Origin of the sequence: Mesorhizobium sp. L2C066B000, from assembly GCF_000502335.1 — a bacterium.
Classification (GTDB): domain Bacteria; phylum Pseudomonadota; class Alphaproteobacteria; order Rhizobiales; family Rhizobiaceae; genus Mesorhizobium.
Map to the genome: position 1 here is coordinate 54,545 of NZ_AYWZ01000016.1, position 20,769 is coordinate 75,313.

Genomic DNA, 20,769 nt, shown 5'->3' on the forward strand with positions numbered 1-20,769 from the left:
ACGCCGCGAAACCGAAGGTTTTGCCGTTTGGAAGTGCGGCTTCCGGCCTCGTTGCCGACGCGCCGCAACCGGAAAAGAGCAGGACAATGTCTGCGATCGAAGCCGGCGCTCGTGCGCCGGAAAATCTTTGGCGTCAGGAAATCAGGGCGACACTGGCGCTGGCCTGGCCAATGGTGCTGACCAATCTCGGCCAGACCGCGATGACCGCGACCGACGTCATGATGATGGGGCGTCTGGGCGCGGACACGCTGGCCAGCGGCGCGCTCGGCGCCAACCTCTATTTCATGCCGCTGATCTTCGGCCTCGGCCTGATGCTGGCGACCTCGCCGATGATCGCCACCGAGCTTGGCCGCCGGCGCTATTCGGTGCGCGATTTGCGCCGTACCGTGCGCCAGGGCCTGTGGCTGGCGATCCTGATCTCGATCCCGATCTGGATGGTGCTGTGGCATGGCGAGGCCATTCTGCTGGCCATGGGCCAGGAGCCGGCATTGGCACATCAGGCCGGCATCTATCTGCGCTGGCTGGAATGGGCGGTGCTGCCCTTCTACGGCTATATCGTGCTGCGTTCCTTCATCTCGGCGCTGGAGCGGCCGGGCTGGGCGCTGATCATCGTCTTCGTCGCCGTCGCCTGCAACGCCTTCTTCAACTGGGTGTTCATGTTTGGCAATCTCGGCGTCACCTCGATGGGCATTGCCGGTTCGGGGCTGGCGACCACGCTGTCGAGCACGCTGATGTTCTGCGGCCTGGCAGCCGTGGTGATGCTGGAGAAGAAGTTCCGCCGCTACCGCCTGTTCGGCCGCTTCTGGCGCTCCGACTGGCCGCGTTTCAAGGGTCTGCTGCGGCTCGGCATGCCGATCGCCGGCATCCTCGCCTTCGAGGTGACGATCTTCAACGCGGCAGCCCTGCTGATGGGCCTGATCGATGCGGATTCGCTTGCCGCGCACGCTATCGCCATCCAGATCGCCTCGATCTCCTTCATGGTGCCGCTCGGTCTCAACCAGGCCGTCACCGTGCGCGTCGGGCTGGCCCACGGCGCCGGCAATCCGGCAGGCGTTTCGCGCGCCGGCTGGACCGCCTTCGTCATCGGCGTCTCGTCCATGGCGCTGATGGCGCTGGTGATGGTGCTGTGGCCGCATCTGTTGATCAGCGCCTTCATCGACATGACCGCCCCGGCCAACGCCAGGGTGATCGCGCTGGCCGTGTCGTTCCTGGCCTTTGCCGCGTTGTTCCAGATCTTCGACGGCGCGCAGGCTGTTGCCGCCGGCATGCTGCGCGGCCTGCACGACACCAAGGTGCCGATGATCTATGCCGCGATCGGCTATTGGGGCATCGGCCTGCCGCTCGGCGTGCTGCTCGCCTTCCATTTCGGCCTGCACGGCGTCGGCATCTGGATCGGCCTGGCCTCGGGGCTCGCCGTGGTGGCGGTGCTGCTGCTCGCGCGCTGGCTGCGGCGGGACCGCATCGCACCGCCGCTCGTCTTCAGCCATTGAAGACGCACCAAGCGGTCCGCCAACTGCCCGAAGCATTCACTGCAGAGCAGATGTCTGGTTGTCGCCTTTTGGACCGGAAGCGGCCGAACGCTTCGGGCGTGGGATCTTCAAAAGCGGACTCTCAGTTCGACGCGAGCATCGTTGCGAGTGAACGATCCCAGACTCTCGCTGCTTTTCAGAACCGGGTAGAACGCTCTGCCGGTTGGGGCGACTTCAAGCCGTGGCAAGAGCATTCCGGATTGGCCGGAAGTCGCGCCGCGGTCTCCAGCGCAACCCGCGAGGCTGTCATAGAGAGGCTCGGCAGCACGTGCTCCTGCAGCAATTTCTGGCGCTCGCGGTCCATATAGTCGTTGAAGCCGGCCGTGACGAACGCCAGGGGCACGAAACAGGCGCCGATCTCGCGCGATAAGGTGGCCTCAGGGGCGATCGAGTGGTTGAGCACGTCCGCTCCCATGTGTCGATACGCCAGAGCTTCGGCGGGAGTTGTCAGTCGCGGCCCGTAGCAGTGGGCAGCCACCAGCTGCTGCTCGATGCCATGGACGCGGCATCCGGCTGGCCAATGGCGCCGGGCGGTCTCGGCCAACAATGCCGCACATCTTGGACATACGATCTGCTTGCCCGAGCAGTCGAAGCTCTGGCGGCCAGGCAGAAGTGAAAACGGGGTCTGCGACAGTTCGATGATATCGGCGTTTACGACTATGTCGCCGGGCTGGATCGCCTTGTTGACGGCGCCAACGGTCGAGCAGGCCAGCACTTGCCTTACACCCGCTTTCATCAAGACCCAGAACGCGCGGCGATGACAGGAATGGTCGATATGGTCTCGGGGATTGCCGTGCGAATACATGCACAGGGCACGTTTCGTTTTGCCCTCGACGGTAATAGATGCATCGAATTCGAGCAGTTTCCAATTGTCGCTGGGACCGAAAGGGGTTTCGAAACTCATGTCTCGTTGCAAGGTGCGGACGCCATCGACTTCGACATCTTCCGGAAAGGCGAGACCCCAATTCGCCGAGCCGGTGATGATCGCCAACCCCACCTGGGGTATGTCCGTTGAATGATCCGCCAGATCGTCGGCTGCATGATGATTGTTGGGCATGTTTCCAATCTCGGTCAGGATTTTTGGCGAAGGGTCACGACGAGGACAACGACCACGACGATGACGGTCCACAAGGTCGAAATCGCCGCAATGGTCGGGTCGATCTGATCGCGCAGCGACAGGAACATGAGCTTCGGCAGCGTGCTGTTTTGACCACTCGCGACGAAGATCGAAATGACGGATTCATCGAGCGAGGTCAGGAAGGCCATCAGCGTGGCCGACAACAGACTTATCCGAAGTTGGGGGACAATTATTCCGCCAATGGCTCTTGCCCAGTTTGCGCCCAGGCTGCGCGCCGCCTGAACCTGGTTCCAGTCAAAGCGGGCCAAGGCGGGCACCAACACAATGCAGGCGACCGGAATGGCCAGCACCACATGTCCGACCAGGACACCGAACAGCGTTCCGACCAGACGTTGGGCCGCCAGAACAAAGAAGAGACCAATCGCGAGCAGGATTCCCGGCACGATAGAAGGGGTTAGCAGAATACCCTGAATGGCAATGGCGGCCTTTCCGCCGAGCCGATTTATCGAAATGCAGGCCAGCAGCCCCAGGGGCACTGCGATCATCGCCGTCAATGTGCCAAGGATCAGGCTCGTCCTGAGTGCGGCCATCCATGCCGCCGAACCGAAGAAAGCCTCGTACCAGCGCAACGAGTATGCGCGCGGCGGGAACTCCAAAAGATTGGACGCCGAAAAAGAGAGCGGCACGACGACGAGCGTCGGCAGCATCAGGAACGCCATAACGAGCGCGCAAAAGCTCCACAGGAGGATGCGGGCCAGCCTGCTATCTGGATAGGCTTCAAGCATGGGCTGTGCCGATGCTGCGTCCGGCAATCAGCCGCCGCGCAGCCAGGAACATCACCCCCACCAACGCCATTAGTACGAGGAGCAGGATGCCCAGGACGCTCGCCGAGCCCCAATCCTGGAAGGTCGATAGCGTGCGCTCGATCCGGGTGGAAAGAGGGTTTACCTTGCCGCCGCCAAGCACCGCGGGCGTGATGAAGAACCCTATGGTGTAAATGAAGACGATGATCGAACCCGAGAAGATGCCGCCGGCCGAAAGCGGCAGAATGACCGTGCGGATCGTTTGTCCGAGCGTAGCGCCCATGCTCGCCGACGCGCGAACGAGGTTTGCATCGATATCGCGCATCGCCGCATAAACGGGGAGCAGGAAGAGCGGCAGCATGTAGTGAACCATGCCGATGAGCGTTCCCGTTAAGTTGTAGACCAGCGGCAAGGGCTCAGCTGTCAGGCCTGAACCGGTCAAAGCCGCGTTGATCAGGCCATCGCGTCGCAACAGAACGAGCCAGCCATAGGTGCGCACCAGAATGGAGGTCCACAACGGCAGCATGACGAAGGCCATCAGCAAATTGGCCACCCTTGGTCTGGTGCTGGCCAGGGCGAGCGCCAAGGGGGTACCGAGTAGGATGCAGATCGCCAGCGTGCCCACGGACAGCTCAAGGGTGGTGACGAGTGCCGACCATGTCAGTCCGGTCGAAAGCACTTTCTCGTAGTTGCCGACGGTGTATTCACCCGCTGTGGTGAGGAAGGATTGCCGGATAATCCAGACGATGGGCAGGATCGCCGCCAGCCCAACGATCAAAAGCGCGGGCACTGAAAGCGACAGGAAGAACCGCCGCTCGCGTCGTGCGTCTGCCGCGAGCGCAGGATCGGTGATGACGGTCACGCTCCTGCTCCCGGTATCGCGTGAACTTTCGCTGCCGGTGCATATGCGGTCACTCGCTGACCGGTCGCAAGCTCGCCGCAGCCGCTGGCCATCGCCGCCGGAACGCAGACAAGAATCTCTTGCCCGCCGTCAAGTGCCAGCGTCAAAAGCCAGTTCTCGCCGCGAAACGCCTTGGCGCGCAGCGTTCCCTCGAGCGCCACCCCGTCTCGCCCGACGAGCTTCGCATCAAGATGGAAACTTTCGGCGCGGATCATCAGAGCTTCGCTTGATGCATCGGCGCCGTCTATTCTGCGCACCGCGCCCGGGGCCACAATGTTGGCCTCACCCATGAACTCCGCGACAAAGCGGGTCGATGGACGATCATAAATCCGCTGTGGCGTGTCGATCTGCTGAATACGGCCGGAATTCATCACCGCGACCCGGTCTGACATGATCAGTGCTTCGCGCTGGTCATGCGTCACATAAATCGTGGTGATCCCCAGATCGTCGTGCAGACGCCGGATCTCGTACTGCATGGTTTCGCGCAAATTCTTGTCGAGCGCCGACAACGGCTCGTCCATCAGCATCACGCGCGGCTCGAAGACGATCGCCCGCGCTAACGCAACCCGCTGGCGCTGGCCGCCGGACAATGCGGCAATGTTGCGCTCCGCCAAACCTTCGAGCTTCACGCGGTCCAAAGTGTCGAGCGCCCGCTGGCGGGCGTCGGCTTTCGGTACCTTGCGCAGCACCAGCGGATACTCAACATTTGCCAGAACGTTCATGTGGGGAAACAGGGCGTAGTTCTGGAAGACTATGCCGATGTTGCGCCTGTTCGGGGCCAGGCGGGTAATGTCGCGATCGCCCAACAGAAGTCTACCGGAATCCGGCCGGACAAAGCCGGCCAGAGCCATGAGCAGCGTGGTCTTGCCCGATCCCGATGGCCCCAGCAGCGTGAGGAATTCGCCAGCCCGAATATCGAGCGAGACATCGTCCAGCGCGACGTAAGATCCATAGGTCTTGCGCACGCTGTCGATGGTGATCGGGAGCGACTTCATCATGTGCTCAAGCCTTAGAGCTGAGACTCAGCGGGCCATCATCTCATCGAAGGCTTTTTGGGCAGCCTCGCCATTCCTGACCCACCATTCTGAATTCGAAAACACCGAAGTGCCGGCATTTTCAGGCGCGGTCGCCAGCGTCTTGAGACGGTCCTCGGGGATAAGGCCACCCTCATAGCCAGCAGGATTGACCGGGCCATAGGCTATGAAGTCGGTCAGCTTCGCCACGCGCGCGGGCTGTGTCATCGCTGCGATGAGCTTCATAGCTGCTTCCTTGTTCGGCGCCCCTTTCGGCACCGCAAGACAGTCGGTGCCAATGACGGAACCCTTGAACGTGTAGTCGGCCGCGCCGCCATCTGCTTTTACGGTTTGGGCCCGCCCGTTCCAGGTAACGACCAAATCCGCCTCACCATCTTTCAGCAACTGCGCCGACTGCGCTCCCGAGGTCCACCAAACGGCGACATTTGGCTTGAGTGCTTCGAGCCGCTTGATAGCGCGATCCAGACCCTCTGGCGTGCTGAGAACGGGATAGACGTCCGCCGGTGCTACGCCATCGGAGAGCAGCGCGATCTCGNCAGACCCTCTGGCGTGCTGAGAACGGGATAGACGTCCGCCGGTGCTACGCCATCGGAGAGCAGCGCGATCTCGATCGAGTCCTGGGCATTGGCACGCAGCGCACGACGGCCGGGGAATTTGGCAACGTCCCAGAACTCCGCCCATGTCTTCGGCGGGTTTTCGCCATAGGTCTTGGTGTTCCACGACAAGACGGTGCCATAGGAGTCGAATGGATAGCAGTAGTCGGACTTTGCGCCGTCCGGCACGGCCTTTGGGTCGATGATCGTGTAGTCGAGCGGCTCCAGCAGCGACTGTGCGGCGGCCTGCGCGCCCTCCGGTGAGCCCAGGTGAATGACGTCGGTTGTGACCGCGCCCGAGGTAACCTGCATCTTCAGGGCGGCCAAGCCGTCGCTGAGGGTCTCCTCGCGGACAGCATAGCCAAGCTCTTTTGCAGCGGGGGCCCACATGGCTTCCTTCATGGCGTTGCCATAATCGCCGCCCGCGGTCGTGATGGTGACTGATTGGGCATAGACCGGCACGGCGGCCGAGAATGCGAATGCCGTCAATGAAATGCGTAACCAAGACATAGGTTCTCCTCCCTAGAATTTGTTGAGACGCGCTAAAAATGGCCAATTATTGCCAATCGTAACGTTACGATTGCATCCAATTGCAGGAGAGTCAAGCTGCTTTAGCGAGAGCTTGGATTGACCGTGAGGTGGAATTCGGTCACGTAGTGGAAGGCAGCAAATCAGCCGGCGCTTTCGCAAATGAGGTCGGGCGACATGACCAACCTGAAACAGATCGCGGCGGAACTTTCCCTTTCGGTGACCACCGTATCCCGCGCGCTGAAGGATGGGCCGGAGGTTCATCCCGCCACCATCGCTCGCGTCAAGGAAGTGGCGCAGCGGGTCGGCTATGTGCCAAATCATCATGGCTTCGCGCTCAAAACTGGCCGCACGCTGACGATGACAGCAATCTACCCGATGGAAACACAAGATCATCTGTCCGATCTGTTGAAGCTTCCGTTAATCGAAGGCATGACGCTGGCGGCGCGGCAAGCGGGTTATAGTCTATCCATCTACTCCACCACGCCCGATGATGACCCCATCGAGAGTGTGCAGCGACAGCTTCAGGCGGGCAGCACAGACGGACTGATTATCACGCGCATGGTCTCGGGTGATCCACGCGTTAAGCTATTGCTGGATAGAGGCATGCCATTCGTCGCGTTTGGAAGAACTGACCTGGATACAGCATATCCTTATGTCGACATCGACAATGAACAGATTGCCTACGAGGCGACCCGGCGGCTCATGGACAAGGGCTGCCGACGCATTGCGCTGCAACTTCTCGTTCCGGGCGACCAGGCGAGTGCCATGCGTCTTTCCGGGTATGGAAGGGCAATGGCCGAGGCTGGTATTCCGATCGACCAGTCGCTGATCGGTCATGGAATGTTCACCATGGAATCGAGCGCAGCCTGGTTCGATCGCATGCTGGCCTGGTCAGATCCGCCGACGGGCTTGGCTTGCGCCAACGAACTGGGCCTTCTGGGGGCACTACACGCTCTTGGCAGAAGAGGTCTCGCGCCCGGGAGTGACATCCACATTGTCACTCGGGACAGCACGCGGCTGTCACGTTTCTTGCCTGCGAAGATCGGCGTTCATTTCGTGGACATAGCGGGTGTCGGACGCAAACTTGTCGAAGTCCTGGAGAGCCGGATCGTCAATCCCCTCGGGCCGGTGAAGACAGTCTTGTTCAAAGGTGAGTTCGACCCTGGCGACTAGTCGGGCGAAGAAGTCAGTTGTCCGCTTTCGAGGAGCACTTAGGTTCACCCCTGAGTCCGAGATGAGGCGCGAAGCTGCCGCCTGCGCGAGGGTGCACTCAGCACCTTCATGGCATTGGTGGTCTGAGCAGCGATCGAGGGGTGCTGTACTGGTGCTGTTACAAATGAATGCGCTCAGCTCCCGTCCGACGACATCGCGCCGAGCAGCCTGCGTATATCGCCGAACCTGGCGATCGAGCCGAACACCAGTGCCGCCACCGCCACGAAGAACACCGACACCGAAGCCATGGTCGGCGTGTAGCCATAGCGCAGCGCGTTGAAGATCTTGATGGGCAGCGTCTCGGTGGTGAAGCCGATCGTCATGTAGGCGACGATGTATTCGTTGAGCGACAAGACGAAGGCGAAGGCGTAGCCCGAGACGAGGTAGGGCAGGATCAGCGGCAGCACCACGGTCTTCAGCAACGTGCGGTCGTCCGCGCCCATGGTGGCGGCGGCCTCTACCAGCGAGCGGTCGATCGAGGCAAAGCCCAGCGACAGCGTCACCAGCGGCAGCGTCACGAAGAAGATAGCGTGGCTGATGATGGCGGTGAAGAACTGGCCGAACAGCCCGACCGTCGCCCAGAAGGAGAGGAAGCCAAGCGCGGTGATGACCGGCGGCAGGATGAAGGGGGCAAGCCCCAGCACCTGAAAGATGTTTGCCCAGGGCGCGATGCGCCGCCACAGGAACCAGGCCAGCGGCAGCGCCACCGCCACGGCAATCGCCGCCGAGCAGACGGCCAGCGTCACCGAATGGATCAGCGCCAGGCGCCATTCCGGATCGGTGAAGATCTGGGCGTACCAGGCGAGCGAGAAGCCGACCGGCGGGAAGCTGAGCTCCTGCCGCGAATTCACCGACACGCCGGCGACGACGATCAGCGGCGCCGCCAGAAACAAAGCGACGATGGTGAAATAGACACGGCGCAGCAAGGTCGCGGTCATAGGGCGTTCTCCCTTCGTCCGACGAGCAGCGTCAGTCCGACCAGCGCCAGCGAGATCAGCACCAGGAACACCGCCATTGCGGCCGCGAACGGCATGTTGGACTGGTAGATCGCCTGGTCGGTGATCAGCACCGACAGCGTCCAGTGCTGCGGCCGTCCCAGAATCTGCGGCAAAAGATACGAGCCGAGGGCGAACACGAAGACCATGATCAGTGTCGCCACAATGGTGTTGCGCAATGCCGGCGCGACGACGTTGAAGAAGGCGCGGATCGGCGAGGCGCCGAGCGTGCGCGCTGCCTCGAGCAATGTCGGGTCGAGGCGCACGAGGGCGGGGTACAGCACCAGGATCGTATAGGGCAGCGCCTGGTAGACCATGCCGGTCAGCACCGCGCCAAAGGTCGGCAGCAGCGCCACCGGCTTGTCCATCAGCCCGATCGCCACGAACAAATTGGTGATGCCGGCGGTGCGCGAAAACAGCGTCGACCAGGCAAAGCCGATAATGACTTCCGACAGCGACAGCACCGACAGGAGGCCGACCAGCCACAGCGTCTGCACGCGGCGCGGCCGGCGGGTCAAAAGGTAGGTGAAGGGAAAGGCGATGGCCACGCAGCAGACGGCGACCAGCACCGCCAGCAGCAGCGAAAAGCCGAGCACGCCGCCGAAGAACACCGACAGGAAGCGGGCGTAATTGTCGAACACGAAGTCCGGCGTGTAGAAACCGGACGGGTTGCGTTTGAAGAAGCTGACCGCGATCATCGTCGAGAACGGCACGACGAAGAAGACGACCAGCATCAGCGCCGGAAAGAACAGCGGCGTGTAGTCGGCTATCGACTTCGGGGCTTCGCGTCTCATGCGCCGAGCACCACGCAGCTTGCCGGCGGCAATGTTACGCCGACCTTGGCGCCGACCGGCACGTCATGCCGCTCGCGCGGCGTCGTCACCGCAATGATGCTGGTGCCGCCGACGTCGACGAAGGTCTCGATGGTGCCGCCGAGATCGCGCACGAAACTCACCTCGCCGGTGATGGCCGAGCCGCCGGGGCTGCCGAGATGCACATCCTCGGGGCGGACCGATACAGAAGCTTTGGTCTGACCCGCCGGCATGGCAAGACCTGGAATGGCTGTGCCCAGAATGGTGGTGCGCCCGGTGCTGTCGATCTCGGCCGGCAGCAGATTGGTGATGCCGATGAAGTCCGCGACGAAGGCGTCGGCCGGCTTGCGGTAGATCTCGATTGGCGGCGCCGCCTGCAGGATCCTGCCGTGGCCCATGACGACGACCAGGTCGGCCATGGTCATGGCTTCGCGCTGGTCGTGGGTGACGACGATGGTGGTGATGCCCAACCGCTGCTGCAACTGGCGCAGTTCTACCTGCATGGCCTCGCGCAGTTTGGCGTCGAGCGCCGACAGCGGCTCGTCGAGCAGGAACAGTTTCGGCGACAGCGCCAAGGCCCGCGCAATTGCCACGCGCTGGCGCTGACCGCCCGATAGTTTGGCCACCGGACGGTCGGCAAAGCCGGTCAGATGGATGAGGCCCAGCAACTCGTCGACGCGTTTCTTCTGCTCCTCCTTCGAGGCGCCGCGAATGCGCAGCGCATAGGCGATGTTGTCGCCGACGGAGAGATGCGGAAACAGCGCCAGCGACTGGAACACCATGCCGAGATTGCGCTTGTGCGTCGGCAAAGGCGTGATGTCCTCGCCGTCGAGCACGATGGCGCCGCTGGTCGGCTCCTCCAGTCCGGCAATCATGCGCAGCAGCGTGGTCTTGCCGCAGCCCGACGGGCCGAGCAGACACACGAACGTGCCATGCGGCACGTTGAGCTGGACATTGTCGACGGCGGCGAAGTTGCCGAATTTTTTGGTGACGGCGTTGATGTCTAGTCCGGACATGCTCATCCCTTGGAGGGTTTGCTAAGGGGCCGCCGGACTATGCCGGCGGCCGCTGTGGTTCAGACGGATCGAACGGCTCAGCCGACGATCAGCTCGGTCCACTTCTGGTTGATCCAGTCGGCCTTCGACGTATAGAGGTCGTAGCGCGGGATGATCGGATCGATATCCGACGACACCGCGGCGAACTCTTCCGGCTTGAGGTCGAGCACCTCTTTCTTCAGCGTCGGCGTGGTGCCGACCTTGCGCGACATCAGGCCCTGCATCGACGGCTGGCTCATATAGTCGATGAAGGCATGCGCCTCGTCGACCTTGGTCGAGGCGCGCGACAGCACCCAATTGCCGGAATCCTGGATGCCGCCTTCCTTCGGGAACGTCGAGCGGACATGGAAGCCGTCGGCGACCGCGAGGCCGGTGACGTCGTGATAATACTGGCCCATCGGGATCTCGCCCGATTTCAGCGCCTGCTCGAACTGCGCCTCGTCGCGATACCACAGCCGGACATTCGGCTTGAGCTCGGCGAGCTTTTCGAACGCCTTGTTCAGTCCGTCCTCGGTGTCGAGCGCATTGGTGCCGCCCATGAAGGTCTTGGCTGTCACTTCGAGCAGGAACGAGTTCGAGGCAAGCGCCAGGAGGCCAAGCTTGTCCTCATTGGCCTTGTCCCACAGCGTCTCCCATGAGGTCGGCGCATCCTTGTAGACATCGGTGTTGGAGACCAGCGTGATCCACCAGGCGACGGCGCCGATGCCGGCGACCCGGCCATCCGGATATTTGTTGACGAAGCGCGGCAAGAGGTCGTTGTAGTGCTTGAACTTCGACGTATCGAGCGGCGTCCATAATTCGGTCGACTGGCCCTTCAGCGTCGAGGTCTGCGACATCATCGAAAGGTCGGCCGGCGCCTGGCCTGCCTTGGACGCCTGTTCGAGCTGCACCAGCCAGGCTTCGCCGGTCGGCTCGGCGACCGATTCCACTGCAATGCCGGTGGCCTTGGTAAAATCTGGGAAGACGTGCTCGTCAAAGGATTTCTTGAAGTAGCCGCCATAGACGCCGACCTTCAGCGACTTGTCCTGCGCGCGCAGGATCGACGGCATGGCGAGCACGCCGGCTGTAGCGAGGCCCGCACCAAGCACGCCGCGCCGTGTCAGGGATTTTCCAATCAGTCTGTTCATCTGGTTTCTCCTCAGTTGATGCCGTTCTATTCCGGCAGGTTCCCTTCACGCACTGTCGCCGCCTGACGTCAGTGGGCCGCCGCTCGTTGTTCGAGCGTACGGGCGTATTGCGTCAGTGGAAAGCACATGACGAAGAAGATCAGCGCCACCAGCCCGTAGACCTTGAACGGTTCGAAGGTGGCGTTGTTGATGGCGTTGGAGGTTCTGACCAGCTCCTCGAAGCCGATGATCGAGGTCAGCGCCGTCGACTTGATCAACTGCACCAGGAAGCCGACGATCGGCGCCCTTGTGATCGAGAACGCCTGCGGCAGGATGATCAGCCGGAGCTCCTGCAGACGGTGCAGGCCAAGGCTGGCGCCGGCATCCCACTGTCCCAGCGGCAGCGCATCGACGCCGCTGCGCCAGATCTCGGCCAGATAGGCGCTGGCGAAGAAGGTCAGGCCGAGCACCGCTGCCGTCCATGGCTCGATGCGCAGGCCGAGCATCGGCAGGCCGAAGAACATCAGGAACAGCTGCATCAACAGCGGCGTTCCCTGGAACAGGGCGATGTAGCCGGAAGCGACCCGCTGGCTCCATTTATTCTCTGCGATCCTGAAGAACAGCACGATCAGCCCGACCAGCGCCCCGCCGACGAAGGCGGCCAGTGACAACAGCACCGTCCAGCGGGCGGCGAGCAGCAGATTGCGAACGATGTCCCAGAGGGTGAATTCGATCATGTGACACCTGCCCCCAACACGCGGCGCCCGCCTGTGACCAGCAGCCGGCGCAAGGCCATGGACAGGACGAGGTAGACCAGGGTCACGACGAAATAGGTTTCGAAGGACCGGAAGGTGCGGGCTTGCAGCATGTCGGCCTCATAGGTCAGCTCGCGCACGGCGATCTGCGACACCACGGCCGATTCCAGCATCATGATGACGATCTGGCTGGTCAGCGCCGGATAGATCACCTTGAGCGCCTGCGGCAGCACGATCTTGACAAACACCTGGCGTGGCCGAAGCCCGAGTGCCAAGGCGGCTTCCGTCTGTCCGCCGGGCACGGCATCGAGACCGGCGCCGACGATTTCAATGGTGTAGGCCGCCATGTTGAGCGTCATTGCCAACATGGCTGCCAGGATCGGATCGAGCCTTATGCCGAGGCTGGGCAGTCCGAAGAAGATGAAGAACAGCTGCACCAGGAACGGCGTGTTGCGCATCACCTCGACATACACCGCGATGGCGCGCTTCACGAATACCGGGCCGTTGCGCCGGCCGGCAGCGCCCAGGATGCTGAGCAGCGTGCCCACGAGCGTGGTCACGACGATCAACAGGATCGTCGTGGCCGCGCCGCGCGCGATGTCGCCCACAGCACCTGGGAGCCAGGCAAAAGCCACGAGAACTCAATCCTTGAGGTTGTCGGGATTGAGCGGCGTCTTCAGCCAGACCTTCGAGCTCTCGTCGAGCTTGCCGTTGGCCAGCATCTTGGCAACCGCATCATTGACCGCCGTCTTCAGCCGGTCCTCTTTTTTGTTGAGGCCGATATGCGAAGGCGAGGTCAAGAGCTGGAACTTCTGCTCCGGCTTCAGCGCGTCCTGCTTGGCCAGCACCTGGGCGCCGACATCATTGCCGACCACCATCAGCTGGGTCTGGCCGGAGATGAAGGCCTGGATGACGGAATTGTAGTTGTCGAAGCGCTTGATGTCGGCCGATGACGGCGCCGCTTCGGTCAACGACGTATCCTCGAGCGTGCCGCGATTGACGGCGATCGACTTGTCGGCGAGATCTTCCTTGCCTTTGATCGAAAGCGCTGCCGGACCGATGACGGCGATGTAGTAGGGCGCATAGGCGGCGGCGAAATCGATCACCTCCTCGCGCTCCTTGGAATAGCCGACGCTCATCAGGATATCGACGCGCTTGTCGGTGAGATACGGGATGCGGTTCTGGCCGGTGACGCTGACCAGATTGAGCTTCACCTTGAGTGAATCGGCGATCGCCTGCGCGACGTCGACGTCGTAACCCTTGATGCTCATATCGGCGCTGGCCGAGGAGAAGGGCGGAAAGTCGGAGAAGATGCCGACATTGATGGCGCCGGCCTTGGTGATGTCGTCGACGGCGTCGGCATTGGCCTGGGCGGCGAAGCCGAGGCCGGCGAGCATCAGCGCGGCGGCGATGGTTGATTTCATTTGGATTGTCATTGGTATTCCCCTTCTGGAAGCTTGTTTGTTTTGGAAACGGCCGCCGGCTCCAGCGCGGCGGCCGCCTTTGCATGTGAAATCCGTCAGGCCCCCTTGCCGGTGATCGCCGGGCTGAACACCATCAGGCTCAGGATCTCGAACAGGACCTGGGCGCCGACATGGGCGGTGTTGGTGGTCGCGTCATATTGCGGCGCCACCTCGACGACGTCGCCGCCGACGATGTTGAGGCCTTTCAAGCCGCGCAGCAGTTCGAGCACTTCGCGCGTCGTCAGGCCGCCGATTTCCGGCGTGCCGGTGCCTGGCGCGAAGGCCGGATCGACACTGTCGACGTCGAAGGAAATGTAGGTCGGGCCGTCGCCGACTATTCTGCGCGCCTTCTCGATGATGGCCGGGATGCCGAGACCCGTCACCTCTTCGGCATGCACGACCGTCATGCCGGATTCATAGGTGAACTCCCACAGATACTCCGCCGAGCCGCGGATGCCGATCTGGATGGTGCGGGTGGGGTCGAGCACGCCGTCCAGCACCGCGTTGCGGAACGGTCCGCCATGATGGAACTTGGTCATGTCGAACAGCCCGCTTGTGTCGCAATGAGCGTCGATATGGATCATGCCGACCGGCGCCTTTTTGCCGACCGCCTTCAGGATCGGATGGCTGATCGAGTGGTCGCCTCCGACCGAGAGCGGCAGCACGCCGGCATCGATGATCTGGTTGGTGCGGCGCTCGATATCTTCGTGGCTGACCTCCAGCCGGTAGCGGCTGCGGAACGGCGTATCGCCGATGTCGGCGACGCGCAGCTCATGCGTCGGCGCGCATTCCAGCACATGATTGTAAGGGCCGATGCGCTCGATGGCGCGCAGCGCCCTTGGCCCGAAGCGCGAGCCGGGCCGGTTGGTGACGCCGAGATCCATCGGCACGCCGATGATCGCCACCTGCAAATCGCCGAAATCCGGATTGTCGGCAGCGATTTCACGGTAGGGCGCGGCGAGGAAGGTGGGGATGCCGGCATAGGGCGCCAGCCTTGTGCCGCTCTTGGAGAAGATCTTGTCCGCGACCTTGCGGAACTTCGGGTCGAACATCTCGCCGCCATGGCTCTCGCCATACTTGCGGCGCAAGGCTTCCAGCTTGCCTCTGTCATAACCCATGTCGGTCTCCTCCTGCGGGCTGATGCATGCGGCCGTGGCGACATCTGCGAACTGACCATCATCCGGCCGGGTCGCTGTCCCGCTGGCTGCCTGTAGATTTCACGTCATTGATGCTGTTGACCTGCCAAAGTGTCCGGCAGCCGCATTGAAAAATCAATTGATATTGTTACGGTGCTGATTGTGAGAAAATCTCACAGAGTATCCGGTTGCTCATGGCCAAGCGTCTGCCCCCCTTGAATCCCTTGCGCGCCTTCGAGGCGACGGCGCGGCATGCCTCGCTGACCAAGGCGGCGAGTGAGCTCAACGTCACCCACGGCGCAATCAGCCACCAGATCAAGGCGCTCGAGCAATCGCTCGGCGTAAAACTGTTCGAACGCACCGGACAGCGGGTAAAGCTCACCCCGCACGGCGCCGAATTGCTGCCGGCGGTCTCGACCGCCTTCGACGGCATCGCCGCCGCCACCCAGCGCATGACCAGGCCAGCCAGCGCCGGTACGCTGTCGGTCTCCTGCGTGCCGGCGCTGCTGCTTCTGTGGATGACGCCGCGGCTCGGCAGCTTCATGGCGCAATATCCTGATATCAGGTTGACGCTGATCCCGTCCAACGACCCCAAGGACATCCGCGCCCCACAGGTCGATGTCTGCGTGCTCTATGGCGACGGCAGCTGGACCGATTGCTGGATGCGCAAATGGTCGGGCCTCGAACTGTTCCCGGTGGTCAGCCCGACGCTGATCAACAACCGGCCGCTCCGCATCTGCCGGGATCTTGCTGGCCATGTCATCCTGCATGGCGATGATGGCCGCGAATGGCACACCTGGCTGGCCGCCGCCGATGGGCTCGACCTCGAACGTGGCCGCCGCCACCATCTCGGCGACGCCCGTACGGCGATCGAAGCCGCGGTGCACGGACATGGCGTGGCTCTCGGCGATTCCGTCACCGCCAGCATGCTGCTCGCCAGGGGCCTGCTGGTGGCGCCGTTCAGCCTGTCGGTGCCGGCGGTCGATGATTTCTACGTCGTCTGCCGCAACGAGATGCGTTCGGCGCCTATCGTGCAATTGTTCGTCGACTGGCTGTTTGCCGAAAAGGAACAGGCCGACAGCCGGGCCGACGCGCCGGTGGCCGGCCGCATCGGCAGCCGCAGGAAGCGTCCGGCGCTGCGGGTGGTGGGCGCCAAGAGTTGAGGCTGGACCTGAGCGGCTGCTTTTTGTCGGGCCAGCCCGGAAAGCGGGAGGCGCTTTCAAAAATTCAATGCTAATAAGCTCTTGCCCGGCAATTCCAGGAAAACTGTGCGGCGGTTTCCCGTCCGGAATTGCGTAAGAAAGACGTGAGCAGCGAAGGCGACGGCAGGACATGGCAAGAACCGATATAGCGCGGCGCGTCTACAACCACACCTGGAAGCTGGACCCGATCGTCCGCAGCCTGCTCGACACCGATTTCTACAAGCTTCTGATGCTGCAGATGATCTGGGGCATGTACCCCAAGGTCGACGCCACCTTTTCGCTGATCAACCGCACCACCTCGGTGCGCCTGGCCGACGACATCGACGAAGGCGAATTGCGCGACCAGCTCGACCATGCCCGCACGCTGCGCTTCTCCAAGAAGGAGATGATCTGGCTTGGCGGTAACAATTTCTATGGCCGCAAGCAGATCTTCGAGCCGGAATTCCTCGCCTGGCTGGAAGGTTTTCGGCTGCCCGACTACGAGCTGTCCAAGCGCGACGGTCAGTACGAGCTCTCCTTCAGCGGTCCCTGGATGTACACCACCCTGTGGGAAATCCCGGCGCTGGCGATCATCAATGAGCTTCGTTCCCGCGCCGCCATGCGCGCCTTCGGTCCCTTCGCGCTTGACGTGCTCTATGCACGCGCCAAGGGGAAGATGTGGGCCAAGACCGAACGCTTGAAGGCGCTGCCCGGCATCCGCATCTCCGATTTCGGCACCCGCCGCCGCCATTCCTTCCTGTGGCAGCGCTGGTGCGTCGAGGCGCTCAAGGAAGGCATTGGCGAAGCCTTCACCGGCACCTCGAACGTGCTGCTGGCCATGGACAACGACCTCGAAGCGCTCGGCACCAACGCGCATGAATTGCCGATGGTTTTTGCCGCCCTTGCCAAGTCGGAAAAGGAATTGAAGGAATCGCCCTACAAGGTGCTGCAGGACTGGCAGCGCTATTACGGCGGCAACCTGCTGATCGTGCTGCCCGACGCTTTCGGCACCGCATCCTTCCTGCGCGACGCCCCGGACTGGGTCGCCGACTGGACCGGCTTCCGCCCCGACAGCGCGCCGCCGATCGAAGGCGGCGAAAAAATCATCGACTGGTGGCGCGAGAAGGGCAAGGACCCCAGGCAGAAGCTGCTGATCTTCTCCGACGGTCTCGAGGTCGAAACCATCGAGGAGACCTACAGGCACTTCAAGGGCAAGGTGCGCATGTCCTTCGGCTGGGGCACCAACCTCACCAACGATTTCGAAGGCTGCGCGCCGACCGAAACCAACAGCCTGGATGCGATATCGCTGGTCTGCAAGGTGACGGAGGCCAATGGCCGGCCGGCGGTGAAGCTGTCGGACAATCCGGCGAAAGCGACGGGCGACAAGAAGGAGATCGAGCGCTATCTCCGGATTTTTGGGGCGAAGGACCGCGTGGAGCAGCTGGTCAAGGTTTGAGGGTCGGCGGGTGCCTTGCTGGACGAAATGGAAATCGCGATAGCGTGAGTTGCCGCCCACCCCCCTCTGTCCTGCCGGACATCTCCCCCGCAAGGGGGGAGATTACCCCGTCATCTCCGCCTTCGCTAATCTCCGACGTTGCAAAGGAAGCGCCGGCAGGGCAACTGCCAATCTCCCCCCTTGAGGGGGAGATGTCCGGCAGGACAGAGGGGGGCGTCGTAGAGCGCGGCTGTCACCGGCCAACCCTTATCACCACCACCCTCACACTCCTCCCCACCCCTGCCTTCGCCCACGCCTCCGACCGCGGCCACGTCCTCCTCCTCCCGACCGGCTACTACATCGCCGGCGGCGCGCTTGCCGTCGCGGTAAGCTTCCTCGTCCTCGCCCTGCTGCCACCCGCAACCCTCGACCGCTTCTGGCGCCGCCGCCTGCCGCTCTTCCCATTCGCCGACACCCCTCGCACAATCATCAGCCTCATCTCCTTTGCCGGTTTCGCAACGCTCATCGCCGCCGGCCTGTTCGGCAGCCGCGATCCGCTCTCCAATCCGCTGCCCCTGACCATCTGGACGCTGCTCTGGGTCGGCCTTGCCATCGCGCAAGGCCTGTTCGGCGATGTCTGGTCGTGGCCGAATCCATGGTATGGCCCGTGGCGGATCGTAAGCCGCCTGTTCAAGCTTCGTGGCGGTGAGGGACAGAAATCGCGTTTGCCTTCATGGCTCGGCTGCTGGCCAGCCGTTATCCTGTTCTTCGCCTTTGCCTGGTTCGAGCTGATCGACCCGGCGCCCGACGACCCGGCGCGGCTGGCCTATGCCGCCGGCCTCTACTGGTTGCTTACCTTCATCGCCATGCTCGCCTTCGGCTACCGCGATTGGAGCCGGCGCGGCGAATTCCTGACGGTGTTCTTCGCCATGGTGGCGCGCTTCGCCATCGTCGAGCGCGATGAACACGGGCGGCTCGCTCTCTGCTGGCCGGGCTCAAAACTGCTCGGCGCGGCACCCCTGCCGGCAAGCGGCATCGCTTTCCTGCTGCTCAGCCTGTCATCGGTGTCCTTCGACGGCCTGTCGAAAACCTTCTTCTGGCTCGGCCTGTCCGGCATCAACCCGCTGGAATATCCCGGCCGCACCGCGCTCATCGGCATTAGCAGCTTCGGCCTCGTGCTGACCTTCGTTCTGCTGGCGGCGGCATTCCTGCTGGCCGTCATCCTCGGCCAGCGCCTCGCCGGCAGCCGACATTCCCTCCGCGAGGCCGCCGGGCTGCTGGTGTGGTCGATCGTGCCGATCGCGCTCGCCTATCATGTCGCGCACTATCTGACGGCGCTGCTGGTCGACGGCCAGTATGCGATCGCCGCTCTGTCCGACCCGTTCGCGCTGGGATGGAACCTGTTCGGCGCCGCCGACATGCAGATCGAGGCCGGCATCGTCGCCGGGGCCCACTCCGCCTGGTGGCTGTGGAACCTGCAGGCCGGCATCATCATCGCCGGCCATATGCTGGCGGTGCTCGTTGCCCATGGACTGGCCTGGCGACTGCACCAGGTGCCATCGCGCGCCGCCCTCAGCCAGTTGCCGCTCACCATGCTGATGATTGCCTACACGATCTTCGGCCTGTGGTTGCTTGCCACGCCGACGGCCGGATGAGACAAGCTGATCAACATGCCTTTGCGGAAAGCCCGCTTGCAAGCTCTGTGCTTTGGTGATTTAGTTTGTACACATGCAATTTCTGCCCCTCCTGCAAGGGAGTGGCCTTGCCTCGTTACAGACAGTCAAAACTCAAAAACAGGGGAACTGCCGTGACTGACAAGAATGGGTTTTTCGATCTCTCCAAATCCACCCTTAGCCGCCGCACCGCGCTGAAAGGTCTCGCCGCCGGCGCCGGGCTGACGCTCGCGCCCGGCTTCGTCCGCTACAGCCAGGCGCAGAGTTCAGCGCCAATCAAGATCGGCTTCCAGTCGCACCGCACCGGCATCGGCGCCGCCTATGGCCGCTGGTACGAAAAGACCAGTGCCGCCGCGGTCAAGGCGATCAACGATGCCGGCGGCATCAACGGCCGGCCGGTCGAACTGGTGATCGAGGATGACGGCACCGATCCCGGCCGTGGCGCCGAGGTGGTCGGCAAGTTCGCCACCCAGCACAAGACCGACATCGTCTTCGGCACGCTGTTCTCGCATGTGGTGATCGGCTCGGCGCCGGCCGCCGGCGAAAACAAGATCCCTTATTTCGTCGTCAGCGAAGGCCACCACGTCGCTTCGACCAAGCTCAACCGCTACGTCTTCCAGCCCGGCATCACCGATGTGAAGAGCCAGATCCAGTCGATGGCGCCGTGGATCGCGGCCAATGCCGGCAAGAAGGTGACGCAGATCTTCCCGGATTTCGCCTTCGGCTACGACCATCGCGACTACCTGCCGCCGGCGCTGAAGGCGCAAGGCGCCGAGGTCATCGCCCAGATCGCCATCCCGCCGACAGAGTCGTCTTTCACGAAATACTTCCCGCAGATACCCGCCGAGACCGAAGTCATCTACCACGTGATGGTCGGCCCGGCCGTGCTCACCTTCGTCAAGGAACTCGGCGAGTTCTACGGCTCCAACCGGCCGCAACTGTTCGGCTTCATCGATTCGCTCGAAGCCACCGACATCAACAGCCCCGGCCTCGAATTTTTGGACGGCAGCCATTTCTGGGAAGGTTCGCCGCGCTATGCGCAGGCCAATGACTCGGCCGCCCAGAAAGCCTACCGCGCCGCTGTCGGCATCGACGACAATGGGGCTGCCGTCGGCGACCCCAAGGACGTCTCCACCGCCGCCCACATGTTCGGCTGCTGGGAGACGCTCTATGTCGTTAAGAAGGCGATGGAAGATGCCGGCTACAAGGGCCCGGAAGACCGCGCCAAGCTGGTCGAGGCGACCGAGGCTCTGACCGAATTCGCCGAAGGCCCGGAGCATCCGCAAGGCCCCAAGACCTTCAACGGCAAGATCCACCAGTGTTTTGGCATCCAGAACATCTCCAAGGTCGAAGGCGGCAAGATGAAGGTCGTCCACAAGACCAAGATCGAGGACGGGCTTTACGAGGCCGAAGGGGATTATACGACGCAGGCGCTGTGAGGCGCCTTACCCTCCCCCTTGTGGGGAGGGTCGGCACG

The 20,769-nt window shown here is 62.7% G+C and carries 20 protein-coding genes; 6 read left to right on the top strand and 14 right to left on the bottom strand.

All coding sequences use genetic code 11. The annotated features are described in order from the left end of the window. The first annotated feature begins 86 nt into the window (after window positions 1-86). Window positions 87-1,490 carry an MATE family efflux transporter gene (locus tag X733_RS141390; RefSeq protein ID WP_023752494.1) on the top strand — a complete coding sequence of 468 codons (1,404 nt, stop codon included), beginning with the start codon at window positions 87-89 and terminating at the stop codon, window positions 1,488-1,490. Window positions 1,491-1,665: 175 nt separating this feature from the next. On the opposite strand, the gene X733_RS141385 is transcribed toward X733_RS141390, so the two are convergent. From X733_RS141385 to X733_RS1000000170980, 6 genes are read right to left on the bottom strand one after another with little or no spacing between them, the layout of a single operon-like run. Further along, the gene (locus X733_RS141385; protein WP_023752493.1) at window positions 1,666-2,586 is read right to left on the bottom strand and encodes a 5'-methylthioadenosine phosphorylase; all 921 of its coding nucleotides are present in this window, start codon (window positions 2,584-2,586) and stop codon (window positions 1,666-1,668) included. A 14-nt stretch (window positions 2,587-2,600) separates the two neighbouring features. Next, on the bottom strand, window positions 2,601-3,392 hold the full coding sequence (locus X733_RS141380) for an ABC transporter permease (protein WP_023703703.1): 792 nt from the start codon (window positions 3,390-3,392) through the stop codon (window positions 2,601-2,603). Then, window positions 3,385-4,272 carry an ABC transporter permease gene (locus X733_RS141375; protein WP_023752492.1) on the bottom strand — a complete coding sequence of 296 codons (888 nt, stop codon included), beginning with the start codon at window positions 4,270-4,272 and terminating at the stop codon, window positions 3,385-3,387. Before X733_RS141375 ends, X733_RS141380 begins: the two co-directional genes overlap by 8 nt. Further along, window positions 4,269-5,306 (bottom strand): ABC transporter ATP-binding protein, encoded by a 1,038-nt coding sequence (locus X733_RS141370; protein ID WP_023700444.1) that lies wholly within the window; start codon window positions 5,304-5,306, stop codon window positions 4,269-4,271. Before X733_RS141370 ends, X733_RS141375 begins: the two co-directional genes overlap by 4 nt. A 27-nt stretch (window positions 5,307-5,333) precedes the next feature. After that, window positions 5,334-5,876: an extracellular solute-binding protein gene (locus tag X733_RS1000000170975; RefSeq protein WP_245264390.1), complete on the bottom strand. Its 543-nt coding sequence runs from the start codon at window positions 5,874-5,876 to the stop codon at window positions 5,334-5,336. Beyond that, entirely contained in the window at window positions 5,852-6,448 is a 597-nt protein-coding gene (locus X733_RS1000000170980; protein WP_245274498.1) for an extracellular solute-binding protein, read from the bottom strand. Before X733_RS1000000170980 ends, X733_RS1000000170975 begins: the two co-directional genes overlap by 25 nt. A 195-nt stretch (window positions 6,449-6,643) precedes the next feature. Between X733_RS1000000170980 and X733_RS141365 the strand changes: the two genes are divergently transcribed. Further along, a complete protein-coding gene (locus X733_RS141365) occupies window positions 6,644-7,642 on the top strand; it encodes a LacI family DNA-binding transcriptional regulator (protein WP_023752490.1) in 999 nt (332 codons plus the stop codon). Window positions 7,643-7,815: 173 nt separating this feature from the next. On the opposite strand, the gene X733_RS141360 is transcribed toward X733_RS141365, so the two are convergent. The 8 genes from X733_RS141360 to speB form a co-directional block, all read right to left on the bottom strand. After that, window positions 7,816-8,619 (bottom strand): ABC transporter permease, encoded by an 804-nt coding sequence (locus X733_RS141360; protein WP_023752489.1) that lies wholly within the window; start codon window positions 8,617-8,619, stop codon window positions 7,816-7,818. After that, window positions 8,616-9,470: an ABC transporter permease gene (locus tag X733_RS141355; protein WP_023671273.1), complete on the bottom strand. Its 855-nt coding sequence runs from the start codon at window positions 9,468-9,470 to the stop codon at window positions 8,616-8,618. The genes X733_RS141360 and X733_RS141355 overlap by 4 nt, the downstream gene beginning before the upstream one ends. Then, window positions 9,467-10,504, bottom strand: coding sequence for an ABC transporter ATP-binding protein (locus tag X733_RS141350; RefSeq protein ID WP_023671274.1), 1,038 nt, complete (start codon window positions 10,502-10,504; stop codon window positions 9,467-9,469). The genes X733_RS141355 and X733_RS141350 overlap by 4 nt, the downstream gene beginning before the upstream one ends. 77 nt (window positions 10,505-10,581) lie before the next feature. After that, window positions 10,582-11,661: an extracellular solute-binding protein gene (locus tag X733_RS141345; protein ID WP_031193903.1), complete on the bottom strand. Its 1,080-nt coding sequence runs from the start codon at window positions 11,659-11,661 to the stop codon at window positions 10,582-10,584. Between the two features lie 77 nt (window positions 11,662-11,738). Continuing rightward, window positions 11,739-12,386, bottom strand: coding sequence for an amino acid ABC transporter permease (locus X733_RS141340; protein WP_023711356.1), 648 nt, complete (start codon window positions 12,384-12,386; stop codon window positions 11,739-11,741). Then, window positions 12,383-13,039, bottom strand: coding sequence for an amino acid ABC transporter permease (locus X733_RS141335; RefSeq protein WP_023683571.1), 657 nt, complete (start codon window positions 13,037-13,039; stop codon window positions 12,383-12,385). Before X733_RS141335 ends, X733_RS141340 begins: the two co-directional genes overlap by 4 nt. 6 nt (window positions 13,040-13,045) lie before the next feature. Next, a complete protein-coding gene (locus tag X733_RS141330; RefSeq protein ID WP_023711355.1) occupies window positions 13,046-13,840 on the bottom strand; it encodes a transporter substrate-binding domain-containing protein in 795 nt (264 codons plus the stop codon). An 83-nt stretch (window positions 13,841-13,923) separates the two neighbouring features. Beyond that, window positions 13,924-14,985 carry an agmatinase gene (speB, locus tag X733_RS141325; RefSeq protein ID WP_023819733.1) on the bottom strand — a complete coding sequence of 354 codons (1,062 nt, stop codon included), beginning with the start codon at window positions 14,983-14,985 and terminating at the stop codon, window positions 13,924-13,926. A 212-nt stretch (window positions 14,986-15,197) separates the two neighbouring features. Here speB and gcvA point away from each other — a divergent pair, with 212 nt between their 5' ends. The 4 genes from gcvA to X733_RS141305 all read left to right on the top strand — a co-directional run bounded on the left by gcvA (window position 15,198) and on the right by X733_RS141305 (window position 20,731). After that, complete coding sequence (gcvA, locus tag X733_RS141320; protein ID WP_023671280.1) at window positions 15,198-16,166, top strand: transcriptional regulator GcvA; 969 nt, start codon at window positions 15,198-15,200, stop codon at window positions 16,164-16,166. A gap of 169 nt (window positions 16,167-16,335) precedes the next feature. Then, entirely contained in the window at window positions 16,336-17,640 is a 1,305-nt protein-coding gene (gene pncB / locus X733_RS141315; RefSeq protein WP_023683568.1) for a nicotinate phosphoribosyltransferase, read from the top strand. A gap of 191 nt (window positions 17,641-17,831) precedes the next feature. Next, a complete protein-coding gene (locus X733_RS141310; protein ID WP_023819734.1) occupies window positions 17,832-19,274 on the top strand; it encodes a hypothetical protein in 1,443 nt (480 codons plus the stop codon). 152 nt (window positions 19,275-19,426) lie between these two features. Beyond that, window positions 19,427-20,731, top strand: coding sequence for an ABC transporter substrate-binding protein (locus X733_RS141305; RefSeq protein WP_023671283.1), 1,305 nt, complete (start codon window positions 19,427-19,429; stop codon window positions 20,729-20,731). Window positions 20,732-20,769 lie beyond the last annotated feature (38 nt).